Source organism: Aggregicoccus sp. 17bor-14 (assembly GCF_009659535.1).
In the GTDB taxonomy this organism is placed as follows: Bacteria; Myxococcota; Myxococcia; order Myxococcales; family Myxococcaceae; genus Aggregicoccus.
The window spans coordinates 277,681-295,720 of sequence record NZ_VJZZ01000008.1; the positions used below are offsets into that span (position 1 = coordinate 277,681).

15 protein-coding genes, 1 tRNA gene and 1 riboswitch are annotated in these 18,040 nt (G+C 71.5%); of the genes, 7 read left to right on the top strand and 9 right to left on the bottom strand.

Annotated features, from left to right (window positions below; all coding sequences use genetic code 11):
* The first annotated feature begins 22 nt into the window (after nucleotides 1-22).
* Nucleotides 23-1,207: an HD domain-containing phosphohydrolase gene (locus FGE12_RS17310; RefSeq protein ID WP_194797973.1), complete on the top strand. Its 1,185-nt coding sequence runs from the start codon at nucleotides 23-25 to the stop codon at nucleotides 1,205-1,207.
* Nucleotides 1,208-1,282: 75 nt separating this feature from the next.
* Complete coding sequence (gene moaA / locus FGE12_RS17315) at nucleotides 1,283-2,299, top strand: GTP 3',8-cyclase MoaA (protein WP_153867576.1); 1,017 nt, start codon at nucleotides 1,283-1,285, stop codon at nucleotides 2,297-2,299.
* Between the two features lie 84 nt (nucleotides 2,300-2,383).
* Here moaA and FGE12_RS17320 read toward each other — a convergent pair whose 3' ends face one another.
* From FGE12_RS17320 to FGE12_RS17330, 3 genes are all read right to left on the bottom strand, one after another.
* Nucleotides 2,384-2,749: a DUF4870 domain-containing protein gene (locus tag FGE12_RS17320; RefSeq protein ID WP_194797974.1), complete on the bottom strand. Its 366-nt coding sequence runs from the start codon at nucleotides 2,747-2,749 to the stop codon at nucleotides 2,384-2,386.
* A gap of 113 nt (nucleotides 2,750-2,862) precedes the next feature.
* The gene (thiC, locus tag FGE12_RS17325; RefSeq protein ID WP_153867577.1) at nucleotides 2,863-4,779 is read right to left on the bottom strand and encodes a phosphomethylpyrimidine synthase ThiC; all 1,917 of its coding nucleotides are present in this window, start codon (nucleotides 4,777-4,779) and stop codon (nucleotides 2,863-2,865) included.
* 53 nt (nucleotides 4,780-4,832) lie between these two features.
* Nucleotides 4,833-4,945, bottom strand: a riboswitch (TPP riboswitch).
* A 101-nt stretch (nucleotides 4,946-5,046) separates the two neighbouring features.
* Nucleotides 5,047-5,122: transfer RNA gene (locus FGE12_RS17330), tRNA-Thr, on the bottom strand.
* 330 nt (nucleotides 5,123-5,452) lie between these two features.
* On the opposite strand from FGE12_RS17330, the gene FGE12_RS17335 reads away from it, so the two are divergent.
* Nucleotides 5,453-7,006 (top strand): Glu/Leu/Phe/Val dehydrogenase, encoded by a 1,554-nt coding sequence (locus FGE12_RS17335; protein WP_153867578.1) that lies wholly within the window; start codon nucleotides 5,453-5,455, stop codon nucleotides 7,004-7,006.
* 104 nt (nucleotides 7,007-7,110) lie between these two features.
* Here FGE12_RS17335 and FGE12_RS17340 read toward each other — a convergent pair whose 3' ends face one another.
* Nucleotides 7,111-7,485, bottom strand: a complete 375-nt coding sequence (locus FGE12_RS17340) for a PilZ domain-containing protein (RefSeq protein WP_153867579.1) — start codon at nucleotides 7,483-7,485, stop codon at nucleotides 7,111-7,113.
* Nucleotides 7,486-7,665: 180 nt separating this feature from the next.
* On the opposite strand from FGE12_RS17340, the gene FGE12_RS17345 reads away from it, so the two are divergent.
* On the top strand, nucleotides 7,666-8,289 hold the full coding sequence (locus tag FGE12_RS17345; protein ID WP_153867690.1) for a DUF6066 family protein: 624 nt from the start codon (nucleotides 7,666-7,668) through the stop codon (nucleotides 8,287-8,289).
* A gap of 22 nt (nucleotides 8,290-8,311) precedes the next feature.
* Here the strand turns inward: FGE12_RS17345 and FGE12_RS17350 are convergent, their stop codons facing one another.
* The 5 genes from FGE12_RS17350 to FGE12_RS17370 form a co-directional block, all read right to left on the bottom strand.
* Nucleotides 8,312-9,676 (bottom strand): trypsin-like peptidase domain-containing protein, encoded by a 1,365-nt coding sequence (locus FGE12_RS17350; RefSeq protein WP_153867691.1) that lies wholly within the window; start codon nucleotides 9,674-9,676, stop codon nucleotides 8,312-8,314.
* 245 nt (nucleotides 9,677-9,921) lie between these two features.
* Nucleotides 9,922-10,530, bottom strand: coding sequence for a nucleotide exchange factor GrpE (locus tag FGE12_RS17355; RefSeq protein WP_153867580.1), 609 nt, complete (start codon nucleotides 10,528-10,530; stop codon nucleotides 9,922-9,924).
* An 88-nt stretch (nucleotides 10,531-10,618) separates the two neighbouring features.
* Nucleotides 10,619-10,864: a hypothetical protein gene (locus tag FGE12_RS17360; RefSeq protein WP_194797975.1), complete on the bottom strand. Its 246-nt coding sequence runs from the start codon at nucleotides 10,862-10,864 to the stop codon at nucleotides 10,619-10,621.
* A gap of 129 nt (nucleotides 10,865-10,993) precedes the next feature.
* Nucleotides 10,994-13,045, bottom strand: a complete 2,052-nt coding sequence (gene ftsH / locus FGE12_RS17365; protein ID WP_153867582.1) for an ATP-dependent zinc metalloprotease FtsH — start codon at nucleotides 13,043-13,045, stop codon at nucleotides 10,994-10,996.
* A 258-nt stretch (nucleotides 13,046-13,303) separates the two neighbouring features.
* The gene (locus FGE12_RS17370; RefSeq protein ID WP_153867583.1) at nucleotides 13,304-13,711 is read right to left on the bottom strand and encodes a (deoxy)nucleoside triphosphate pyrophosphohydrolase; all 408 of its coding nucleotides are present in this window, start codon (nucleotides 13,709-13,711) and stop codon (nucleotides 13,304-13,306) included.
* A 301-nt stretch (nucleotides 13,712-14,012) separates the two neighbouring features.
* Between FGE12_RS17370 and hutU the strand changes: the two genes are divergently transcribed.
* The 3 genes from hutU to FGE12_RS17385 all read left to right on the top strand — a co-directional run bounded on the left by hutU (nucleotide 14,013) and on the right by FGE12_RS17385 (nucleotide 17,863).
* The gene (gene hutU / locus FGE12_RS17375) at nucleotides 14,013-15,668 is read left to right on the top strand and encodes a urocanate hydratase (RefSeq protein ID WP_153867584.1); all 1,656 of its coding nucleotides are present in this window, start codon (nucleotides 14,013-14,015) and stop codon (nucleotides 15,666-15,668) included.
* Nucleotides 15,669-15,681: 13 nt separating this feature from the next.
* Nucleotides 15,682-16,968 (top strand): imidazolonepropionase, encoded by a 1,287-nt coding sequence (gene hutI, locus FGE12_RS17380; RefSeq protein WP_153867585.1) that lies wholly within the window; start codon nucleotides 15,682-15,684, stop codon nucleotides 16,966-16,968.
* Between the two features lie 61 nt (nucleotides 16,969-17,029).
* Nucleotides 17,030-17,863 (top strand): class II glutamine amidotransferase, encoded by an 834-nt coding sequence (locus tag FGE12_RS17385; RefSeq protein ID WP_153867586.1) that lies wholly within the window; start codon nucleotides 17,030-17,032, stop codon nucleotides 17,861-17,863.
* Nucleotides 17,864-18,040 lie beyond the last annotated feature (177 nt).

The window sequence follows — 18,040 nt, forward strand, 5'->3', positions numbered from 1 at the left end:
GGAAACGCTACACTCCCCGGCCGTGGAAGCCCTGCCACCGGTCCCCCCGCGAATCCTCATCGTCGACGACGACGACTCCGTGCGCGACGTCATCTCCGTGCTGCTGCGCGAGGAGGGCTACAACTGCGCGTCCGCGAACGGAGCGGAGATGGCGCTGGACCTGGTGGGCATGGAGGACACGCCCCTCGTCATCAGCGACATGAAGATGCCGGGGCGCGACGGCCTCTGGCTGCTCGAGACGCTGCGCGAGCGCTACCCCGACACCTCGGTGATCATGCTCACCGGCTTCGGGGACACCGAGGCGGCGGTGGACTGCCTGCGCCGCGGCGCGGTGGACTACCTGCTCAAGCCACCGAAGCTCACGGACCTCATCCGCGCCATCGAGCGCGCGCTGGCCAAGCGCCGCATCGACCTGGCGCGCAAGCGCTACCAGAAGAAGCTCGAGCGCAAGGTGCGCGACCGCACCACCGAGCTGCGCGCGGCGCTCAAGGACATCGCGAACACGTACCAGAACACGCTGCTCGCGCTGGTGGCGGCGCTGGACGCGCGCGAGCACGAGACGAGCGACCACTCGCAGCGCGTGGTCAGCTACACCACGGCCATTGCCCAGCGCATGGGCATCCAGGGCGCGGAGCTGGACGAGATCGGCCGCGGCGCGCTGCTGCACGACATCGGGAAGATCGGCGTCCCGGACGCGGTGCTGCTCAAGCCGGGCAAGCTCACCCCGGCCGAGTGGACGGAGATGCGCAAGCACCCGGAGATCGGCTTCCAGATGATCCAGGCCATCCCCTTCCTCTCCACGCCCGCGCAGATCGTCCTCAGCCACCAGGAGCGCTGGGACGGCGCGGGCTACCCGCGCAACCTCGCCCGCCACGAGCTGCACGTGGGCGCGCGCATCTTCTCCGTCGCGGACACGCTGGACGCGATGACGAGCGACCGCCCGTACCGCAAGGGCACCTCCTTCGCGAACGCCATCTCGGAGATCGCCCGCTGCGCGAACACCCAGTTCGACCCGGAGGTCGTGCGGGCCTTCCTGGACATCGGCGAGCAGGGGCTCATCTCCATCAAGGAGGAGATGGCCGCGCGCAAGCTGAACCCGGAGCTCGCCGAGGCCCAGGCCCAGGCGGCCGAGGCCTCGCTGGCGGAGGCGGCCGACGCCGAGCCCTCCACGCTGGACGACGGCCCCCCGCTGCGCGCACGTGGCTGACGGCGGACAGGTCCCCGCAGGTGCCCGGTGCGCCGGGCGTGCACACCTGTTAGGCCTGTAGCCGGACCGCCACCGATGCCCCTGCCCTCCCCCGCCACCCCCGAGCCCGAGCGAGACCCGCTCACCCCGCCGCTGCTCGACGCGCAGGGGCGCCGCATGAGCTACCTGCGGCTCTCGGTCACGGACCGCTGCAACTTCCGCTGCCAGTACTGCTCGCCGGCGAGCTGGGGCGGCAAGAAGGACCTGCTCACGGCGGCGGAGTTCGAGCGCATCGCCTCGGTGTTCGCCCGCATGGGCATCCGCCGGGTGCGGCTCACGGGCGGCGAGCCGCTGCTGCGCCCGGACATCCTGGACGTGGCGGGGCGCATCGCCCGGCTGCCCGGCGTGGAGCGCGTGGCCATCACCACCAACGCGAGCCACCTCGAGGCGCTCGCCCGGCCCCTGCGCGAGGCGGGCGTCACCGAGCTCAACCTGAGCCTGGACACGCTCTCCGCGGACACCTTCCGGCAGCTCTCGCGCCAGGGGGACTTCCAGAGCATCCTGCGCGGCATCGACGCGGCGGTGGGCGCGGGCTTCCGCTCGCTCAAGCTCAACGTGGTGGTGCTGCGGGGCGTGAACGACCACGAGGCGGCTTCCCTCATCGCCTTCGCCCACGCGCGCGGCATCACCCCGCGCTTCATCGAGCTGATGCCCTTCGGCAAGGGCGAGGGCGTGCCCACCGCGGAGCTCGTCGCGCGGCTCGGCGCCGAGGGGCTCGCGCTCACGCCGGAGCCGGAGACGCCGCAGGAGCTGCAGGGGCCCGCGCGCTACTACCTCACGCCCGGCGGCGCGCGCGTGGGCTTCATCAGCCCGATGACCCAGAACTTCTGCGGCGGCTGCAACCGCGTGCGCGTGGCCTCCAATGGGGATCTGCGCAGCTGCCTCGGCGGCCGCAGCCAGGCGCCCCTGCACCAGCTCATCCGCGGCGGGGCCTCGGACGCGGAGCTCGCGCGGGCGGTGCGCGCGGCGCTGGGCGAGAAGCCCGACGGGCACCGCTTCACCGAGCCCGGAGCGGCGCAGGCGCTCCTGCCGATGATGGGCATCGGCGGCTAGCGGAACCCCGGACGTGCGAAGGGCGGGAGTGCCGGGCCCCGAGGCCTGCGGCATCCCGCCCCACGCGGTGCTACGGCTGCGTGACTACTTCACCAGGCGCAGGGTGGCCGGGTAGCGGTAGGTCTCGCCGTTGTTCGCCTTCATCGCGGCGATGATGTGGAACACGGTGACCAGGGGCCACAGCAGCAGCAGGCCGAAGCCGCAGGTGATGGCGCCGATGACCGTGTAGGCGAGGAGCGCGGTGATCTCGAAGTTGAGCGCCTCCTTGGCCTGGGTGTTGATCCAGGCGCTCTCCTTGCCCTTCACGAGCATGGCGATGAGCGGCCCGAGGAAGCCGAGGAGGATGCCGCTCAGGTGCGAGAGCAGCCCCCAGGTCTTCTCGTCCTGCGTCGGCGCGGGAGTCCCCGACAGGTAGGTCCCCATCTGCGGCTGCGGCGGCTGCTGCTCCATGGCACTTCCCCCTTGGTACGAGCGTGTGTGGGCAGGCTCCAGAGGGCCCGCCTCGTCACGGGCCATCTTTATCGGGCGCGGCTCAAAAGTCACGCCGACGACGGCGCAACCCCTCAGCTTCCCTCGCCCGAGCGGTAGAGCTGGGCTCCTCCCTGCTTGAACTCCTCGCTCTTCCTGGCCATGCCGGCCTCGGCCTCGCGTACAGCCTGGGCCTCGAGCCCGTCCGCGTAGTCGCGCACGTCCTGGGTGATCTTCATGGAGCAGAACTGGGGGCCGCACATGGAGCAGAAGTGCGCGACCTTGGCTCCTTCCGCGGGCAGCGTCTCGTCGTGGAAGGCGCGGGCGCGCTCCGGGTCCAGCGAGAGGTTGAACTGGTCCTCCCAGCGGAACTCGAAGCGGGCCTTGGACAGGGCGTTGTCGCGCGCCTGGGCGCCGGGGTGGCCCTTGGCCAGGTCCGCGGCGTGGGCGGCGATCTTGTACGTGATGACGCCCTCCTTCACGTCGTCGCGGTCCGGCAGGCCCAGGTGCTCCTTGGGGGTCACGTAGCAGAGCATCGCGCAGCCGAACCAGCCGATCATCGCGGCGCCGATGCCGCTGGTGAAGTGATCGTAGCCCGGGGCGATGTCCGTGGTGAGGGGCCCCAGCGTGTAGAAGGGCGCCTCGTCGCAGTGCTGCAGCTGCTTCGTCATGTTCTCCTGGATGAGGTGCATGGGGACGTGACCGGGGCCCTCGATCATCGTCTGCACGTCGTGCTTCCAGGCGATCTGGGTCAGCTCGCCGAGCGTCTCCAGCTCGCCGAACTGCGCGCGGTCGTTCGCGTCCGCGATGGAGCCGGGGCGCAGGCCGTCACCGAGGCTGAAGCTCACGTCGTACGCCTTGAGGATCTCGCAGATCTCCTCGAAGTGCGTGTACAGGAAGTTCTCCTGGTGATGCGCGAGGCACCACTTGGCCATGATGCTGCCGCCGCGGCTCACGATGCCCGTCACCCGCTTGGCCGTCCACGGCACGTAGCGCAGCAGCACGCCGGCGTGGATGGTGAAGTAGTCCACGCCCTGCTCCGCCTGCTCGATGAGCGTGTCGCGGAAGATGTCCCAGGTGAGCTCCTCGGCCTTGCCGCCCACCTTCTCGAGCGCCTGGTAGATGGGCACGGTGCCGATGGGCACGGGCGCGTTGCGCAGGATCCACTCGCGGGTCTCGTGGATGTTGCGGCCGGTGGACAGGTCCATGACCGTGTCCGCGCCCCAGCGGATGCTCCACACCATCTTCTCGACCTCCTCCTCGATGGAGGAGGTCACGGCGGAGTTGCCGATGTTCGCGTTGATCTTCACCAGGAAGTTGCGGCCGATGATCATCGGCTCGAGCTCCAGGTGGTTGATGTTCGCGGGGATGATGGCGCGGCCGCGCGCGATCTCGTCGCGCACGAACTCGGGGGTGATGGTGCGCGGGATGCTCGCGCCCCAGGAGTGGCCCGGGTGCTGCGCGGCGAGGCTCGCGTCCAGGCGCTGGTTCTCGCGCAGCGCCACGAACTCCATCTCCGGCGTGATGATGCCCTTGCGCGCGTAGTGCATCTGGCTCACGTTGCTCCCCGCGCGCGCCACCCGCGGCGCGCGGCGGTGCGCGAAGCGCAGGCCATTGAGGCGAGGGTCCGCCTCGCGTGCGCGCCCGTACTCGCTGCTCACGCCCGCGAGCGCCTCGGTGTCCTTTCGCGCGAGGATCCACGGCTCGCGCAGCGCCGGGAGCCCCGCGCGAAGGTCGATGGGCGCCGCGGGGTCCGTGTACGGCCCGCTCGAGTCGTAGACGTAGACGGGCGGGTTGGGCGTCCCCGCCTCCTGCGCCTGGCCGTGATGGCGCGTGGGCGTCTGGGAGATCTCGCGCAGCGGCACGCGCACCTCGGGGTGCAGCACGCCCGGCACGTACACCTTGCGCGAGCCGGGCAGCGGCCCGCGGCTGATGCCCTCCAGCACGCTGCCGTCCACCCGCAGACTGCGGCTCGCGCCTTTGTTCCCTGCGTTCCCCGTCGCTCCACTCATCGCACTCTCTCCTCGAGCTCCGGAGGCGAGCGCGCGCAGGGAGGCGTTGAGGGCCCTTCCTCGCGCCGCTTCCCTCCGCCGGAATGACCCGGTTCAGGTTCAGAGGGTCAGCCGCGTCCACGGCCGTCTCAGCCCCCTCGCCTGCAGGGCACCCCTAGCGTCACTGCGTCCCGCCATACCGCAGGTGGCCCGGAGCGACAATCGGCGCGTGGAGAGGGGAAAAGGAAAAGGCCGCTGGGGTGTCCCCCAGCGGCCTCGATTTCCTTCTGGAGCCGCCCGCCGGAATTGAACCGGCGACCTACTGATTACGAATCAGTTGCTCTACCGACTGAGCTAGGGCGGCAAAAAAGTGCGTGCGCGAAGTAGCACAGGGCCCGCGCTTGTTCAAAGGGAATGTGTGCACACCCGCAGAGGCACTGGGGATTCACCCCCAGGCCGGGTGGGCAGCCGCTCGCAAGTGTTCAGCGAGGGTCGTTCTGCGGTCTCGGGGGCCGCCCGGAATGACACAGCGCGTTGGCTAACCCTGCGTCATTGCAGGTAGAAGCCGGCCGCGCGCGCCACGCCGTGTTGGGTTGACCCTGATCGGTCCGCCACATATAGGGGGCGCGCTTTCAACCCTGTCTATCCCGGACGACGCCCCGATGCCGTCGTCCCCAAAGGAGCTTCCTCCCACATGGCCAGCGAAGAGAACTTCATGCGCGCCCCGGCGACCACCGAGCCCCGGCGGACCATCTACACGGAGGCGATGGAGATCTTCGACCGCGCAGCCGACCTCATCGACCTCGACAAGCGCGTGCGCTTGGAGCTCGAGGAGCCCGACTACGAGCACATCTTCTACGTCACCGCGAAGCTGAAGGACCGGCTCGTGCCCCTGCTGCCCGAGGAGGCGAAGGCCTTCAACGACCTGCCGGTGACCCAGGTGCGCAACCCCGAGGGCCTCGAGCGCCTCGCGGACGGCAAGATCATCCTCAACGGCCGCGCGCTGCTCGGCTCGGACGTGGCCATCCGCCGCGGCCACCTGCGCCTGCCGGACGGCGGCGTGTACCAGCTCGTCCCCGGCGAGAGCCAGCGCTTCAAGGCCTACCGCGTGCAGCACAACCAGGCGCGCGGCCCCTACAAGGGCGGCATCCGCTACCACCGCGAGGTGAGCCTGGACCTCTTCAAGGCGCTCGCCGCGGAGATGACCTGGAAGACGGCCATCAGCGAGGTCCCGTTCGGCGGCGGCAAGGGCGGCATCCAGATCGATCCGCGCCACTACGGCAAGGAGGAGCTCGCCAACATCACCCTGCGCTTCATGTACAAGCTCAAGGGGCTGATCGGGCCGAACATCGACATCCCCGCCCCGGACGTGGGCACCAACGGGGAGATCATGGCGCTCATGTACCGCCAGTACTCGGACGGTGAGCGCGAGCGCCACAACATGCGCGGCATCGTCACCGGCAAGGACGTGCGCATCGGCGGCTCCGAGGGCCGTGCGGCGGCGACCGGCCAGGGCGTGGCCTTCTGCATCGAGGACTACTACGCGGAGAAGGGCGAGACCCTCAAGGGCAAGACCTTCATCATGCAGGGCTTCGGCAACGTGGGCAGCCACGGCGCGCAGATCCTCTGCCAGATGGGCGCGCGCCTGCTCGCGGTGAACGACGCGGACGGCACCATCTTCAACGGCGACGGCATCGACGTGAACGCCCTCATGGCGTACGTGGCCGACCCGAAGAACCTCAAGCGCAGCGTGCTCGGCTTCCCGGGCGCCCAGAAGATCGAGAAGAAGGATCTCTGGGAGGTGCAGGCGGACATCCTCGTGCCGGCGGCGCTCGGCGGCGAGATCACCGCGGACGTGGCGGAGCGGCTCAAGGTGAAGCTGATCGCCGAGGGCGCCAACGGCCCCACCACCCCCGAGGCCGACCGCGTGCTGCAGCGCCGCGGCATCGAGATGATCCCGGACATCATCGCCAACGCGGGCGGCGTGACGGTGAGCTACTACGAGTGGATCCAGAACAAGCGGATGGAGCGCTGGAGCGAGGCCGAGGTGAACCAGCGCCTCGAGCACGCGATGAAGCGCAACTACCGCATCATCCGCGACATCTCGCGCAACCAGCCGCGCAAGACCGAGATGCACGACAGCCGCCGCTTCTGCATCGGCCGCGAGGTGGACACCCGCTGCGCCGCGATGATCCTCGCGCTCAAGCGCATCGAGGCCCACTACCTCCTCGAGGGCTTCTCGCAGTAGTCGGCTGAGGGCAGCGCCGAAACGTCGAAGGGCACGGTGGACGCTTCCTCGAGGAAGCTTCCCGCCGTGCCCTTTGGCTTTTCAGGAGGCCTGCGCTCGCGGCCTCAGTGCATCACGCGCTCGCGGTCCACCAACAAGAGCGGGTGCTCGTCCTTGGTCTCGTACGCCACGATGCGCAGCCCGATGCCGCGGCTGTGGCCGGCCTGCCCGTCCTTGCGCCCGTAGCTCAGGGCCACCTGGTAGCGCACCTCGCATAGGCAGCTCATCTCGGTGCCGTCCTCGCCAGCGAAGGTGATGCGCACCCGGCCGCCCAGCGGCATCGGCTCGCGCGTCTCCACGAACATGCCGGACGCGCTGATGTTGCGCCCGATTCCCCGCGTGAGCCCCTCCTCCGTCGACAGGTAGACCGTGAAGACCTTGTCGAAGCGCAGGTGCGTGCGCCGCTCGGTGCTGCTCTGACTGGGACGCTGCTCGTTCAAAGGGGGATGCCTCCGGTGGGAACGAGGCAAAACTACATGGTGGGAACATGTAGTCAAAATATCCACCCGCCCTCACCCATCCCCACCCCGCCCCACTCCGCTTCGGGCGCCCCCAAGCCCGTGGGCGGATGGCAGGATGCGCCCGCACGTCTTCCTTGCCCGTGGAGTTCTCCGCCCGTGATGCGCCTCGCCCTGCCCACCGCCCTCGCCCTGCTCCTGCTGCCCCTCGGCGCCCGCGCCGAGGAGGACCCCCGCTTCACCCAGCTGCGCTCGGGCGCCGAGGCCGTGGGCGGCCTGGGCAGCTTCCTGGAGAAGTACGTGGGCGAGTGCGAGCCGGGGGCGGGCAAGGCCTGCGAGGACAAGGCGAAGGCCTTCCGCAAGGAGCACGACGGCAAGCGCCACTACCTGCTGGTGGGCGAGGACTCGGCCGGGATGCTGCAGCCGGGCCGCTTCGACGAGGGCTCGGGGGAGCTCGAGGTGAACGTCACCCCCTTCTTCCCGGCGAGCAACTACGCGCTGTGCCAGGGCTCGCCCAAGCGCACGGACGCGAAGGGCAACCCCGTGCTGGGGCTCGTGCGCGCCGAGGGCCAGGCCCCGGACGGCTGGATGGCCGGCACCTTCCAGCGCCTCTTCCAGATGCGTGGCGTGCGCGCCCAGGTGGTGTTCGTGCCCACCGGCGTGTGGAGCCTCCCCAAGAAGGGCGGCGGGCGCATCTACGGCGTGAGCGCCCGCATCGAGGGCATCCAGGTGCAGGTGGCGCGCACGGGCGAGCCGCTCGCCCTCTGGCTCGCGCGCGGGCACTGACAGCGCCCCGGCGCTCCCCGCGTCAGGAGGGCTTGAGCACCACGTACTGCAGCGCGTCTCCGCGCTGCACGCGCAGGAGCAGGTCCGCCGCGGGGCTCGCGCCCTCCAGCACGCTGCGCACGCCGGCCACGTCCCGCACGCGCTTGCGGTTGACCTCCACCACGAGGTCTCCCTCGCGCAGGCCCGCCGCCTGCGCGCTGCCGCCGGGGGTCACGCCCACCACGAGCACGCCCGCGAAGGGCTTGTAGCCGGCGGCCGCGGCGGCCTCCGCCGGCAGGTCCGCCACCACCAGCCCCACGCGGTCCAGGTTGCCGGGGCCCTGCAGCGCCTCGAGCGGCTCCTGCGCCGGCGGCACGCCGATGGTGACGCGCACCTCGCGCACCTCGCGGCCGCGCTTGAGGGTGAAGGTGGCCTCGGTGCCCGGCGCCATCAGCTTCACGCGCCGCTTGAGCTGCTGGTAGTCGCCGGTGGCCTTCCCGTTCACCCCCACGAGCCGGTCCCCGGGCCGGATGCCGGCGCGCGCGGCGGGGCTGTCGCGGAACACCGTCTCCACCTCGGCCACGCCCGTGTCGGCGAGGCCCTCGGCGCCCGGCGCGCTGGGCTCGTTCTTCAGGCTCACCCCGAGCCAGCCGCGCACCGCGCGCCCGTTCTCGCGCAGGTTGGGCAGCAGCTCCTTCACCAGGTTGATGGGCACCGCGAAGCCGATGCCCTGCCCCTGGCTGATGATGGCCGTGTTCACGCCCACCACCTCACCGCGCATGTTGAACAGCGGCCCGCCCGAGTTGCCCGGGTTGATGAGCGCGTCCGTCTGGATGAAGTCGTCGAAGATGCCCACCCCGAGGATGCGCTCCTTCGCGGACACCATGCCGTGGGCGACCGAGTGGTCCAGCCCGAAGGGGTTGCCGATCGCGACCACCCACTCGCCCACCTCGAGCCGGTCCGAGTCCCCGAGGAACACGGTGGGCAGGCGCTGCGGGCCGCTCGCGCGCAGCTTGAGCAGCGCCACGTCCGTCTCGGGGTCGCGCCCCACCACCTCGGCGGGGAACTCGCGCCCGTCCCCCAGCCGCACCTGGATGGCGCGCGCCTTGGCGATGACGTGGTTGTTCGTGACCACGTAGCCGTCCGCGTTGAGGATGAAGCCCGAGCCGGTGGCGCGCGTGGCCGTACCCACCACGTCCCGGGGCCCCACGGTGTTGATGTTCACCACCCCCGCCTGCACTTCGCGCACGAGGGGCGCGAGCGAGGTGGGCGGCACGAAGCCCGGCAGCGCCGCCTCGCCCGCGGGGCGCTCGCGCCACAGCTGCGCGGTGCTCCCGGGGGTGGCGGGCGCCTGGGTGGCGCGCGCATACGCCGCGTGGTCCGCCACGCGGGCGCGCAGCCACTCCATCACGCCCTCGGCCGCGCCGCTCCGTGCGCCCTCCGGGGCCGCCTGCTGCGCCCCCGTTGGCGCAGCCCGGGGCGCGTCCTTCGGTGCCGCGGGCCGCGGCTGGGGCGCAGCACCGGCGGGGCCGAGCGAGAGGGCCGCGAGCAGGGGGAGCAGGGCGTAGCGGGGAGCGCGCACGGACAGCCTCATAGTCCGGCCGAACAGCGCGGCGCACATCCTATTTCCGCCCCCTCCCCGCCCGTGTTCCCTCAGGCCTGCGCGGGGGGCACGTACTTGGCCACCTTCACCCGGGCCGGGCGGATCACGCGGTCCTTCATCCGGTAGCCCGCGCGCACCTCGGCCACCACCTTGTGGTCCTCGTCGGGGCTCGCGGTGAGCTCCATGTCGGTGGCCTCGGCGGTGTTCGGGTCGAAGGGCTTGCCCACCACGTCGATGCGCTCGATGCCGGTGCTCTGCACCTTGGCGACGAGGCCGTCGCGGATGAGGCGCACGCCCTGCGCGAGCGGGCCCGTGTCGTTGCCGCTCGCGGCGAGGCTGCGGTCCAGCTCGTCGATCGCCTCGAGCAGCGTGGTGGCCACCTTGCCGCGCTCCACGTCCAGCATGCGCTCGCGCTCGCGGGTGAGGCGCTGCTTGAACTCCTCCCGGTCCTGCGAGAGGGCCTGGTAGGCGCGCGCGAGCTCGTCCACGCGCTTGCGGCTCGCGGCGAGCTCCTCGGCGAGGCGCTGGCGCTCGGGGTCCTCGCCCGCTTGGGGCTGCTGCTGGCCGGCGGCCTCCTCGCGGAGGTTGCCGTTCATGTCGAAGCGGCGCCGGTCCTCGACCGGCGTGGGCTGCGGCGGGCTGTTGTCGGAGTCGTGCATGGCCTCAGGACCTCGTTCGGGTCGTCGAAAAGGAGTGTGGCCAAGCTAACCAGGGGCCCCCACCTGTCAAAGGGGCGGTGCGCGCGCGCTAGTGCTCCGTGTGCGCCATCGCCTCCTCGAGCGAGATGCCGGGGTCCACCTGGCCGGTCACCTCGTCGATGATCTCCACCTGGGCGGCGCGCAGCGAGTAGTAGAGGAGCCAGCGCTCGGCAGCCGTGAGGGTGCCCGCAGGCAGCGCCTCCTCGATCTCCTGCACCGTGAGGCGACCATCGCGAAGGCCCTTGGCGAACAGCGCCTTGCGAGCGACGTAGCTCTTGCCGATCCGGTTCTCCACGGGCGACTCCCTCCTCTGGGGTGACGTGTGGCTCAAGATAATTTCGCCCCGCCGACACCGCAGGCGCGCGGTGGTCGACGGGGCGAGCAGTCGCCTGGGCAGCAGGCAGGCGTGAGCGGGGGTTGCGGCCTAGGCGTCCCCGAGCGGCTCCGGCAGGGGCGAGGCGTGCGAGGTGCTGGCCTGCTCCGCGGCGTCCTCCGCGGGGTGCGCGGCGACCACCTGGCGGGCCTCGGGGTGCAGCATCCCGCGGCGCGCCATGGCCTTGGGCCCGAGGATCTTGGTCATGTCGTCCTCGTCGATGACCTCGGTGGCCAGCAGGCGCGCGGCGAGCGCCTCCACCTTCGCGCGGTTCGTGTTGAGCACGAGGCGGGCGCGGTCCAGCGCCTCGCTGACCATCTTGCGGATCTCCTCGTCCACCAAGCGCGCCGTCTGCTCCGAGTAGGTGCGGGTCTCGGGCATGCCGGCGCTGCGCAGGAAGCCCGGCCCCTGCTCCTGGCCGAGGGCCACGGGGCCCAGGGTGCTCATGCCGTAGTCGCGCACCATCATCTTGGCGATGTCGGTGGCCTGCTTCAGGTCGTTGGAGGCGCCGGTGGACACCTCGCCGATGAAGATCTCCTCCGCGGCGCGGCCGCCCATCATGCCGGCCATCTTGTCCTTCAGCTCGTCGAAGGACATGAGGTAGCGGTCCTCGAGCGGCATCGACATGGTGTAGCCGAGCGCGGCGAGCCCGCGCGGGATGATGGAGACCTTGGTCACCCGCTCCGCGTGCGGGAGCATCCAGCTGACCACCGCGTGGCCCGCCTCGTGGTGGGCGACGATCTCCTTCTCCTTCTCGTTCATGCGGCGGTTCTTCTTCTGCAGGCCGGCCACCACGCGCTCGATGGCCTCCTCGAAGTCGGCGCGCATGACGGCGTCGCGGTTGCGGCGGGCGGCGAGCAGCGCCGCCTCGTTCACCACGTTGGCCAGGTCCGCGCCGGCGAAGCCCGGGGTGCGCGCGGCAATGCCCTTGAGGTCCACGTCGGAGCCCAGCTTCACCTCGCGGCTGTGGATCTCCAGCACGCGCTCGCGGCCGCGCTTGTCCGGGCGGTCCACCAGCACCTGGCGGTCGAAGCGGCCCGGGCGCATGAGGGCGCTGTCCAGGATCTCGGGGCGGTTGGTCGCCGCGAGGATGATGAGGCCGGTGCGCCCGTCGAAGCCGTCCATCTCCGCGAGCAGCTGGTTCAGCGTCTGCTCGCGCTCGTCGTGGCCGCCGGCGATGCCTGCGTTGCGGCTCTTGCCGATCGCGTCCAGCTCGTCGATGAAGATGATGCAGGGCGCCTTCGCGGTCGCCTGGGCGAAGAGGTCACGCACGCGGGCCGCGCCCACGCCGACGAACATCTCCACGAACTCGGAGCCGGAGAGGTTGAAGAAGGGCACCCCCGCCTCACCCGCCACGGCGCGCGCGAGCAGGGTCTTGCCGGTACCCGGCGGGCCCACCAGCAGCACGCCCTTGGGGATGCGGCCGCCGAGGCGCCGGAACTTCTCCGGGGTCTTGAGGAACTCGACGATCTCGCGCAGCTCGTCCACGGCCTCGTCCACGCCGGCCACGTCCTTGAAGCCCACGCCGGTGTCGACCTCGGCCTGCACCTTCGCGCGCGTCTTGCCGAAGCTCATCACGCTCTGCGGCCCCTGGCCCATGCCCCCGGCCATGCGGCGCATCATGAAGCTCCAGAAGAGGAAGGCGAGGCCGAGCGGGATGAGCCAGATCCAGAGGACCTCGGAGAAGCCCGACTGGGGCACCGCCTCGTACTGGATGCCCTTCTCCTCGAGCAGCTTGATGAGATCGTCGTCGCCGCTCACCCGGTACGCCATCCACGGCAGGGCGCTGGGCTCGCTGCGCAGGGCCTTGTCGTCCTTGGGCGCAGGCGCGCTGTCCTTCAGGTAGCCCTTCACCCACTCGGGCGAGAGCTGCACGCGGCTGAACTGTCCGTTCTGGATGCCCTCGCGCAGCTGGCTGTAGCTCACGCGCCGCACGCCCGCGTCCTGGAACACGTTGCGGAAGAGCATGAAGCCCAACACCAGCAGCAGCACGTACCCCAGCGGCGAGCCGAAGCGGAACCCCTTCGGACCCTGCGGGGCCTGCTTCTCCGGCTTCTTGCTCCGCGGGGAACCCCCCGGCGGCGGCACATTCTGAGGCTTCATCGTCGGCACGCGTCTCCTCCCCCACCCCACGCCCCATCCGATCGGACGGCGTCGCCGAGCAAAGATGTTCACCGTTGCCCGCCCGTCAAGCCACCGGGCGCACATGTGTGTGCCCCCGTGGCTTCCGATCAGAAGCGTGAAGTCCGTACGGAAATAACGGGGGCACTGTCGTGCCGCTCGCAGATGCCCTGGGTGCTGCTCGGCGCGGGAGCGCCTGCACAGAGGGCCGCCTGCCCCCTGCGCCTGCCCTCGTGAGCCCTAGTGGTCCAGCCCGAGCAGCTTCTCGAGCGTGCGCGCGTCCGCGGCGGGGAACTCGTAGTCGGACATCTCGTGCAGCGTCACCCAGCGGTGATCGTTCACCCGCAGGTGCTTCACCGCCTCGGAACCGTCGCGCAGCTGGCAGCGGAAGACGCGGAAGTCGATGTCGTAGCGCTCGTACTCGTGGTGGGTGTGGATCACCTGCTCCAGCACCTTCACGCTGATGCCCATCTCCTCCCGCAGCTCGCGCGCGAGCGCCTCGGCGTCCGACTCGCCCTCCTCCACCCGCCCGCCGGGGAACTCCCAGAGCAGGGGCAGCGAGGCCGTGGAGGGCCGCTGGGTGATGAGGTAGCGGCCGCCCTCTCGCTCCAGCATCGCTCCCACCACCCGGACGTGACGACGGCTCATGCGCGCGGCTCTCCTTGTTCGAACGAGGCAGCTCAGCTCAGGCAGTGCGGCTTCCGGGCACCGCGGGTTAGCACAGCGCGGCGCACAGGTGGTGTCATCCTGCGCACGCTTCGTACGGGCGGCCACTGCGATGAGTGGGCGCCGCGGGCGTGGACGGCAGGGTGCGGCCCGCCTGGGTGCGGCTCCTCCTCCCGCCTGCCCGGCGACCTCCGGCCGGTGTAGGTTGCGCTCGCAGCGGGCGTGCGTTTGGGTAGATTGCGCCGCCCGCTCGGGCCCCCTTCCCTCTCGAGGAGTCAAAGCCATGTCTCGCGTCATCCGCGCCCCCCGGGGCAACACCCTCTCCTGCAAGGGCTGGGTCCAGGAGGCGGCGCTCCGCATGCTGATGAACAACCTGGACCCCGAGGTCGCGGAGCGGCCCGAGGACCTGGTGGTCTACGGCGGCACGGGCAAGGCGGCGCGCGACTGGCCCTCCTTCGAGCGCATCGTGAAGAGCCTGCAGTCGCTCGGCGACGACGAAACGCTGCTGGTGCAGTCCGGCAAGCCGGTGGGCATCCTCAAGACCCACCCGGACGCGCCGCGCGTGCTGCTCGCGAACTCGAACCTCGTGGGCAAGTGGGCCAACTGGGAGCACTTCCACGAGCTCGAGGCCAAGGGGCTGATGATGTACGGCCAGATGACGGCCGGCTCGTGGATCTACATCGGCACGCAGGGCATCCTGCAGGGCACCTACGAGACCTTCGCGCAGGCGGGCCGCACCCACTTCGGCAGCGCGGACCTCGCCGGGCGCCTGGTGCTCAGCGGCGGCCTGGGCGGCATGGGCGGCGCGCAGCCGCTCGCGGCCACCATGAACAATGCGGTGTTCCTGGGCGTGGAGATCGACCCGGCGCGCGCCCAGCGCCGCGTGGAGACGCGCTACCTGGACGTGGTGGCGCGCGACCTCGACCACGCGCTCGAGCTGTGCAAGGACGCGCAGGCGAAGAAGAAGGGCCTCTCGGTCGCGGTCATCGGCAACGCGGCGCAGGTGTTCCGCGAGCTGTACCGCCGCGGCGTGCGGCCGGACCTGGTCACGGACCAGACGAGCGCGCACGATCCGCTCAACGGCTACGTGCCCACGGACCTGAGCCTCGCGGCGGCGGACGAGCTGCGCCGGCGCGACCCGCAGGGCTACGTGAAGCGGGCGCGCGAGTCGATGGCGATGCAGGTGCAGGCGATGCTGGACTTCGCGAAGGCCGGCAGCCACGTCTTCGACTACGGCAACAACATCCGCGCCCAGGCGCAGCTCGCGGGGCTCGCGGACGCCTTCGACTTCCCGGGCTTCGTCCCGGCCTACATCCGCCCGATGTTCTGCGAGGGCCTGGGGCCCTTCCGCTGGGTGGCGCTCTCGGGAGACCCGGCGGACATCCGCGTGACGGACGAGGCCATCCTCCAGCTCTTCCCCCACAAGGAGTCGCTGCGCCGGTGGATCACGCTCGCGCAGGAGCGGGTGGCCTTCCAGGGCCTGCCCGCGCGCATCTGCTGGCTGGGCTACGGCGAGCGGGAGAAGGCGGGCCTGCTCTTCAACGAGCTGGTGCGCACCGGCAAGGTGAAGGCGCCCATCGTCATCGGGCGCGACCACCTGGACTGCGGCTCGGTGGCGAGCCCCAACCGCGAGACCGAGGCGATGAAGGACGGCTCGGACGCGGTGGCGGACTGGCCCATCCTCAACGCGCTCGCGGCCACCGCGAACGGCGCGTCCTGGGTGTCCTTCCACCACGGCGGCGGCGTGGGCATGGGCTACTCGCTGCACTCGGGCGTGGTCATCGTGGCGGACGGCACGAAGGAGGCCGCGCGCCGCCTCGAGCGCGTGCTGACGTCTGATCCGGGCATGGGCGTGCTGCGCCACGCGGACGCGGGCTACTCCGAGGCCGTGGAGGTGGCCAAGGCGCGCGGCGTGAAGATCCCGGGCATCACCGTCTAGAGGAGCCCCTCCCATGCCCGCCCTCGAGCTGCTGGTCCGCAACACCTCCGAGGTGCTCACGCTCAAGGGGAGCCCCCGCGAGCCCGCGGAGAAGGCGCTCACCGCCTGGCCCCAGGCCTGCGTGGGCGTCCTCGGGGGCCGGGTCGCCTTCGTGGGGCCCGAGAGCGCGCTGCCGGCGGCCGCCGTCACCGGCAGCACGCAGGTGCTGGACGCGGGCGGCGGCTTCGTCGGGCCGGGCTTCGTGGACCCGCACACGCACCTCGTCTTCGCCGGGGAGCGCTCGGCGGAGTTCGACCTGCGCAACCAGGGCGCGACCTATCTGGAGATCGCCCAGGCGGGCGGCGGCATCGTGAGCACCGTGCGGGCGACCCGCGCGGCGGGCGAGGCGCGGCTGGTGGAGCTCGCCCTGCCCCGCCTGCGCCGCCTGCTCTCCTACGGCGTGACGACGGCCGAGGTGAAGAGCGGCTACGGCCTGGACGTGGAGAGCGAGCTCGCGATGCTGCGCGCCGTGCGGGCGCTGGGCGCGCGCGCGCCCGTGAGCCTGGTCCCCACGCTGCTGTGCGCGCATGCCCTTCCGGAGGAGTACCGCGGGCGGCGCGAGGCCTACCTCGACCTGTGCGTGGAGCAGATCCTCCCGCGCGTGGCGGCCGAGGGGCTCGCGCGCTTCTGCGACGTGTTCGCCGAGGAGGGCGCCTTCACGAAGGAGGAGGCGCGCCGCATGCTCGAGGCGGGCAAGCGGCACGGCCTGCTGCCGCGCCTGCACGCAGACCAGCTCACGCCCTTCGGCGCCGCAGAGCTCGCCGCGGAGCTGGGCGCGGCCACCGCGGACCACCTGGAGCAGGTGAGCGAGGCGGGCATCCGCGCGCTCGCGGCGGCCGGGGTGAGTGCGGTGCTGGTGCCCACCAGCACCCTCTTCCTGCGCATGCGCCCCTACGCCCCCGGGCGCCGCCTGCGCGAGGCGGGGGTGAACGTGGCGCTGGGCACCAACGTGAACCCCGGCTCCGCGATGAGCGAGAACCTGCCGCTCGCCATGGGGCTCGCCTGCCTGGAGAACGGCCTCAGCGCCGCCGAGGCCTACTGGGCGGCCACCCGCGGCGCGGCGCTCGCGCTGAGGCTCGAGGGGGCCGGCCGGCTCGCCCCGGGGGACCCGGCGGACCTGGTGCTCTTCGGCTGCGAGAGCTACCGCCACCTGCCCTACCACCTGGGCATCAACCACGCCCGCACCGTGCTCAAGGCGGGGCGGGTGGTGCACGAGTCGACAGAGCGGGTGTCCGGGGACGGCAGCCTGCTCTGTCGCTGAGGGAGCAGGCGCGCGCGCCGTGCGCCCACCGCGAGCGCAGCGGTATAAGAGGGGGCACGCCATGTGCCGCCTCTTCGGGTTTCGCTCCAACGTCCCAACCGCCGTCCACCGCTCGCTCGTGACGGAGAAGAACTCGCTCCTGCAGCAGTCGCGCGAGCACAAGGACGGCTGGGGCATCGCCTCCTACGGGGACGCGGCGCTGCCGCAGGTGGCGCACGGGCTGGGCGCCGCGCACAGCGACCCGGACTTCGAGCGGGTGAGCAGCCTCGTCGCGAGCCGCGCGGTGGTGGCGCACGTGCGGCTCGCCTCGGTGGGCTCGGTGGAGCTGCGCAACGCGCACCCCTTCCTCTACGGGCGCTGGTCCTTCGTGCACAACGGCACGGTGAAGCGCTTCGCGCAGCACCAGCAGGCGATCGAGGCGCTCATCCGCCCGGACCTGCGCGCGCGCATCCGCGGCGCCACGGACTCCGAGCGCTGCTTCTACCTCTTCCTCACCTTCCTGGGAGCGCTGCGCCCCCTGGAGGCCCCGGCCGAGGCCGAGGACGTGGCGCGCGCGCTCGCCCAGACGATGCGCGAGGTGTCACGCCTCACCGATCTACCCGGTGAGACGCGGCCCCAGGAGCGCTCGTCCATGAACTTCCTCGCCACGGACGGCGACGTGATGGTGGCCACCCGCCGCCACCGAACCCTCTTCTTCTCCGAGTCCGCCCGCCGCGAGGCGGGCTCGCCGCCCAGCCCCGGCACCCGGCTCGCCCAGCTGGTCATCGCGAGCGAGCGCCTGTGCGGCGAGGACCACTGGCACGAGGTGCCCGAGGACGGCGTGGTGGGCGTGAGCCGCGACCTCGTCCTGCACCGCTGGCAGCTCGACGCGCTCGCGCCGCTGTCCTGCGCCTGACGCTGGGCTCCGCCCGTTGGACCACGCGTGCTCCACCCGCTGTCCGGGAACCGGTCAGCGGGGGTTTTGAGCCGCAAGCGCCCGGTTTCCGGGCGGAAATCCGCGAAGCGTAAGAGAACTTGACGTCGAGCGCCTCCGACACTGGAGCAGCTCTCCGCAGATCCACCCCCGGGGGGG

Excerpts from the sequence above, each read along its gene's own strand:
- moaA (WP_153867576.1), top strand. The coding sequence starts at position 1,283 with ATGCCCCTGCCCTCCCCCGCCACCCCCGAGCCCGAGCGAGACCCGCTC.
- FGE12_RS17320 (WP_194797974.1), bottom strand. The coding sequence starts at position 2,749 with ATGGAGCAGCAGCCGCCGCAGCCGCAGATGGGGACCTACCTGTCGGGG.
- thiC (WP_153867577.1), bottom strand. The coding sequence starts at position 4,779 with ATGAGTGGAGCGACGGGGAACGCAGGGAACAAAGGCGCGAGCCGCAGT.
- FGE12_RS17335 (WP_153867578.1), top strand. The coding sequence starts at position 5,453 with ATGGCCAGCGAAGAGAACTTCATGCGCGCCCCGGCGACCACCGAGCCC.
- FGE12_RS17345 (WP_153867690.1), top strand. The coding sequence starts at position 7,666 with ATGCGCCTCGCCCTGCCCACCGCCCTCGCCCTGCTCCTGCTGCCCCTC.
- FGE12_RS17350 (WP_153867691.1), bottom strand. The coding sequence starts at position 9,676 with ATGGAGTGGCTGCGCGCCCGCGTGGCGGACCACGCGGCGTATGCGCGC.
- FGE12_RS17355 (WP_153867580.1), bottom strand. The coding sequence starts at position 10,530 with ATGCACGACTCCGACAACAGCCCGCCGCAGCCCACGCCGGTCGAGGAC.
- ftsH (WP_153867582.1), bottom strand. The coding sequence starts at position 13,045 with ATGAAGCCTCAGAATGTGCCGCCGCCGGGGGGTTCCCCGCGGAGCAAG.
- FGE12_RS17370 (WP_153867583.1), bottom strand. The coding sequence starts at position 13,711 with ATGAGCCGTCGTCACGTCCGGGTGGTGGGAGCGATGCTGGAGCGAGAG.
- hutU (WP_153867584.1), top strand. The coding sequence starts at position 14,013 with ATGTCTCGCGTCATCCGCGCCCCCCGGGGCAACACCCTCTCCTGCAAG.
- hutI (WP_153867585.1), top strand. The coding sequence starts at position 15,682 with ATGCCCGCCCTCGAGCTGCTGGTCCGCAACACCTCCGAGGTGCTCACG.
- FGE12_RS17385 (WP_153867586.1), top strand. The coding sequence starts at position 17,030 with ATGTGCCGCCTCTTCGGGTTTCGCTCCAACGTCCCAACCGCCGTCCAC.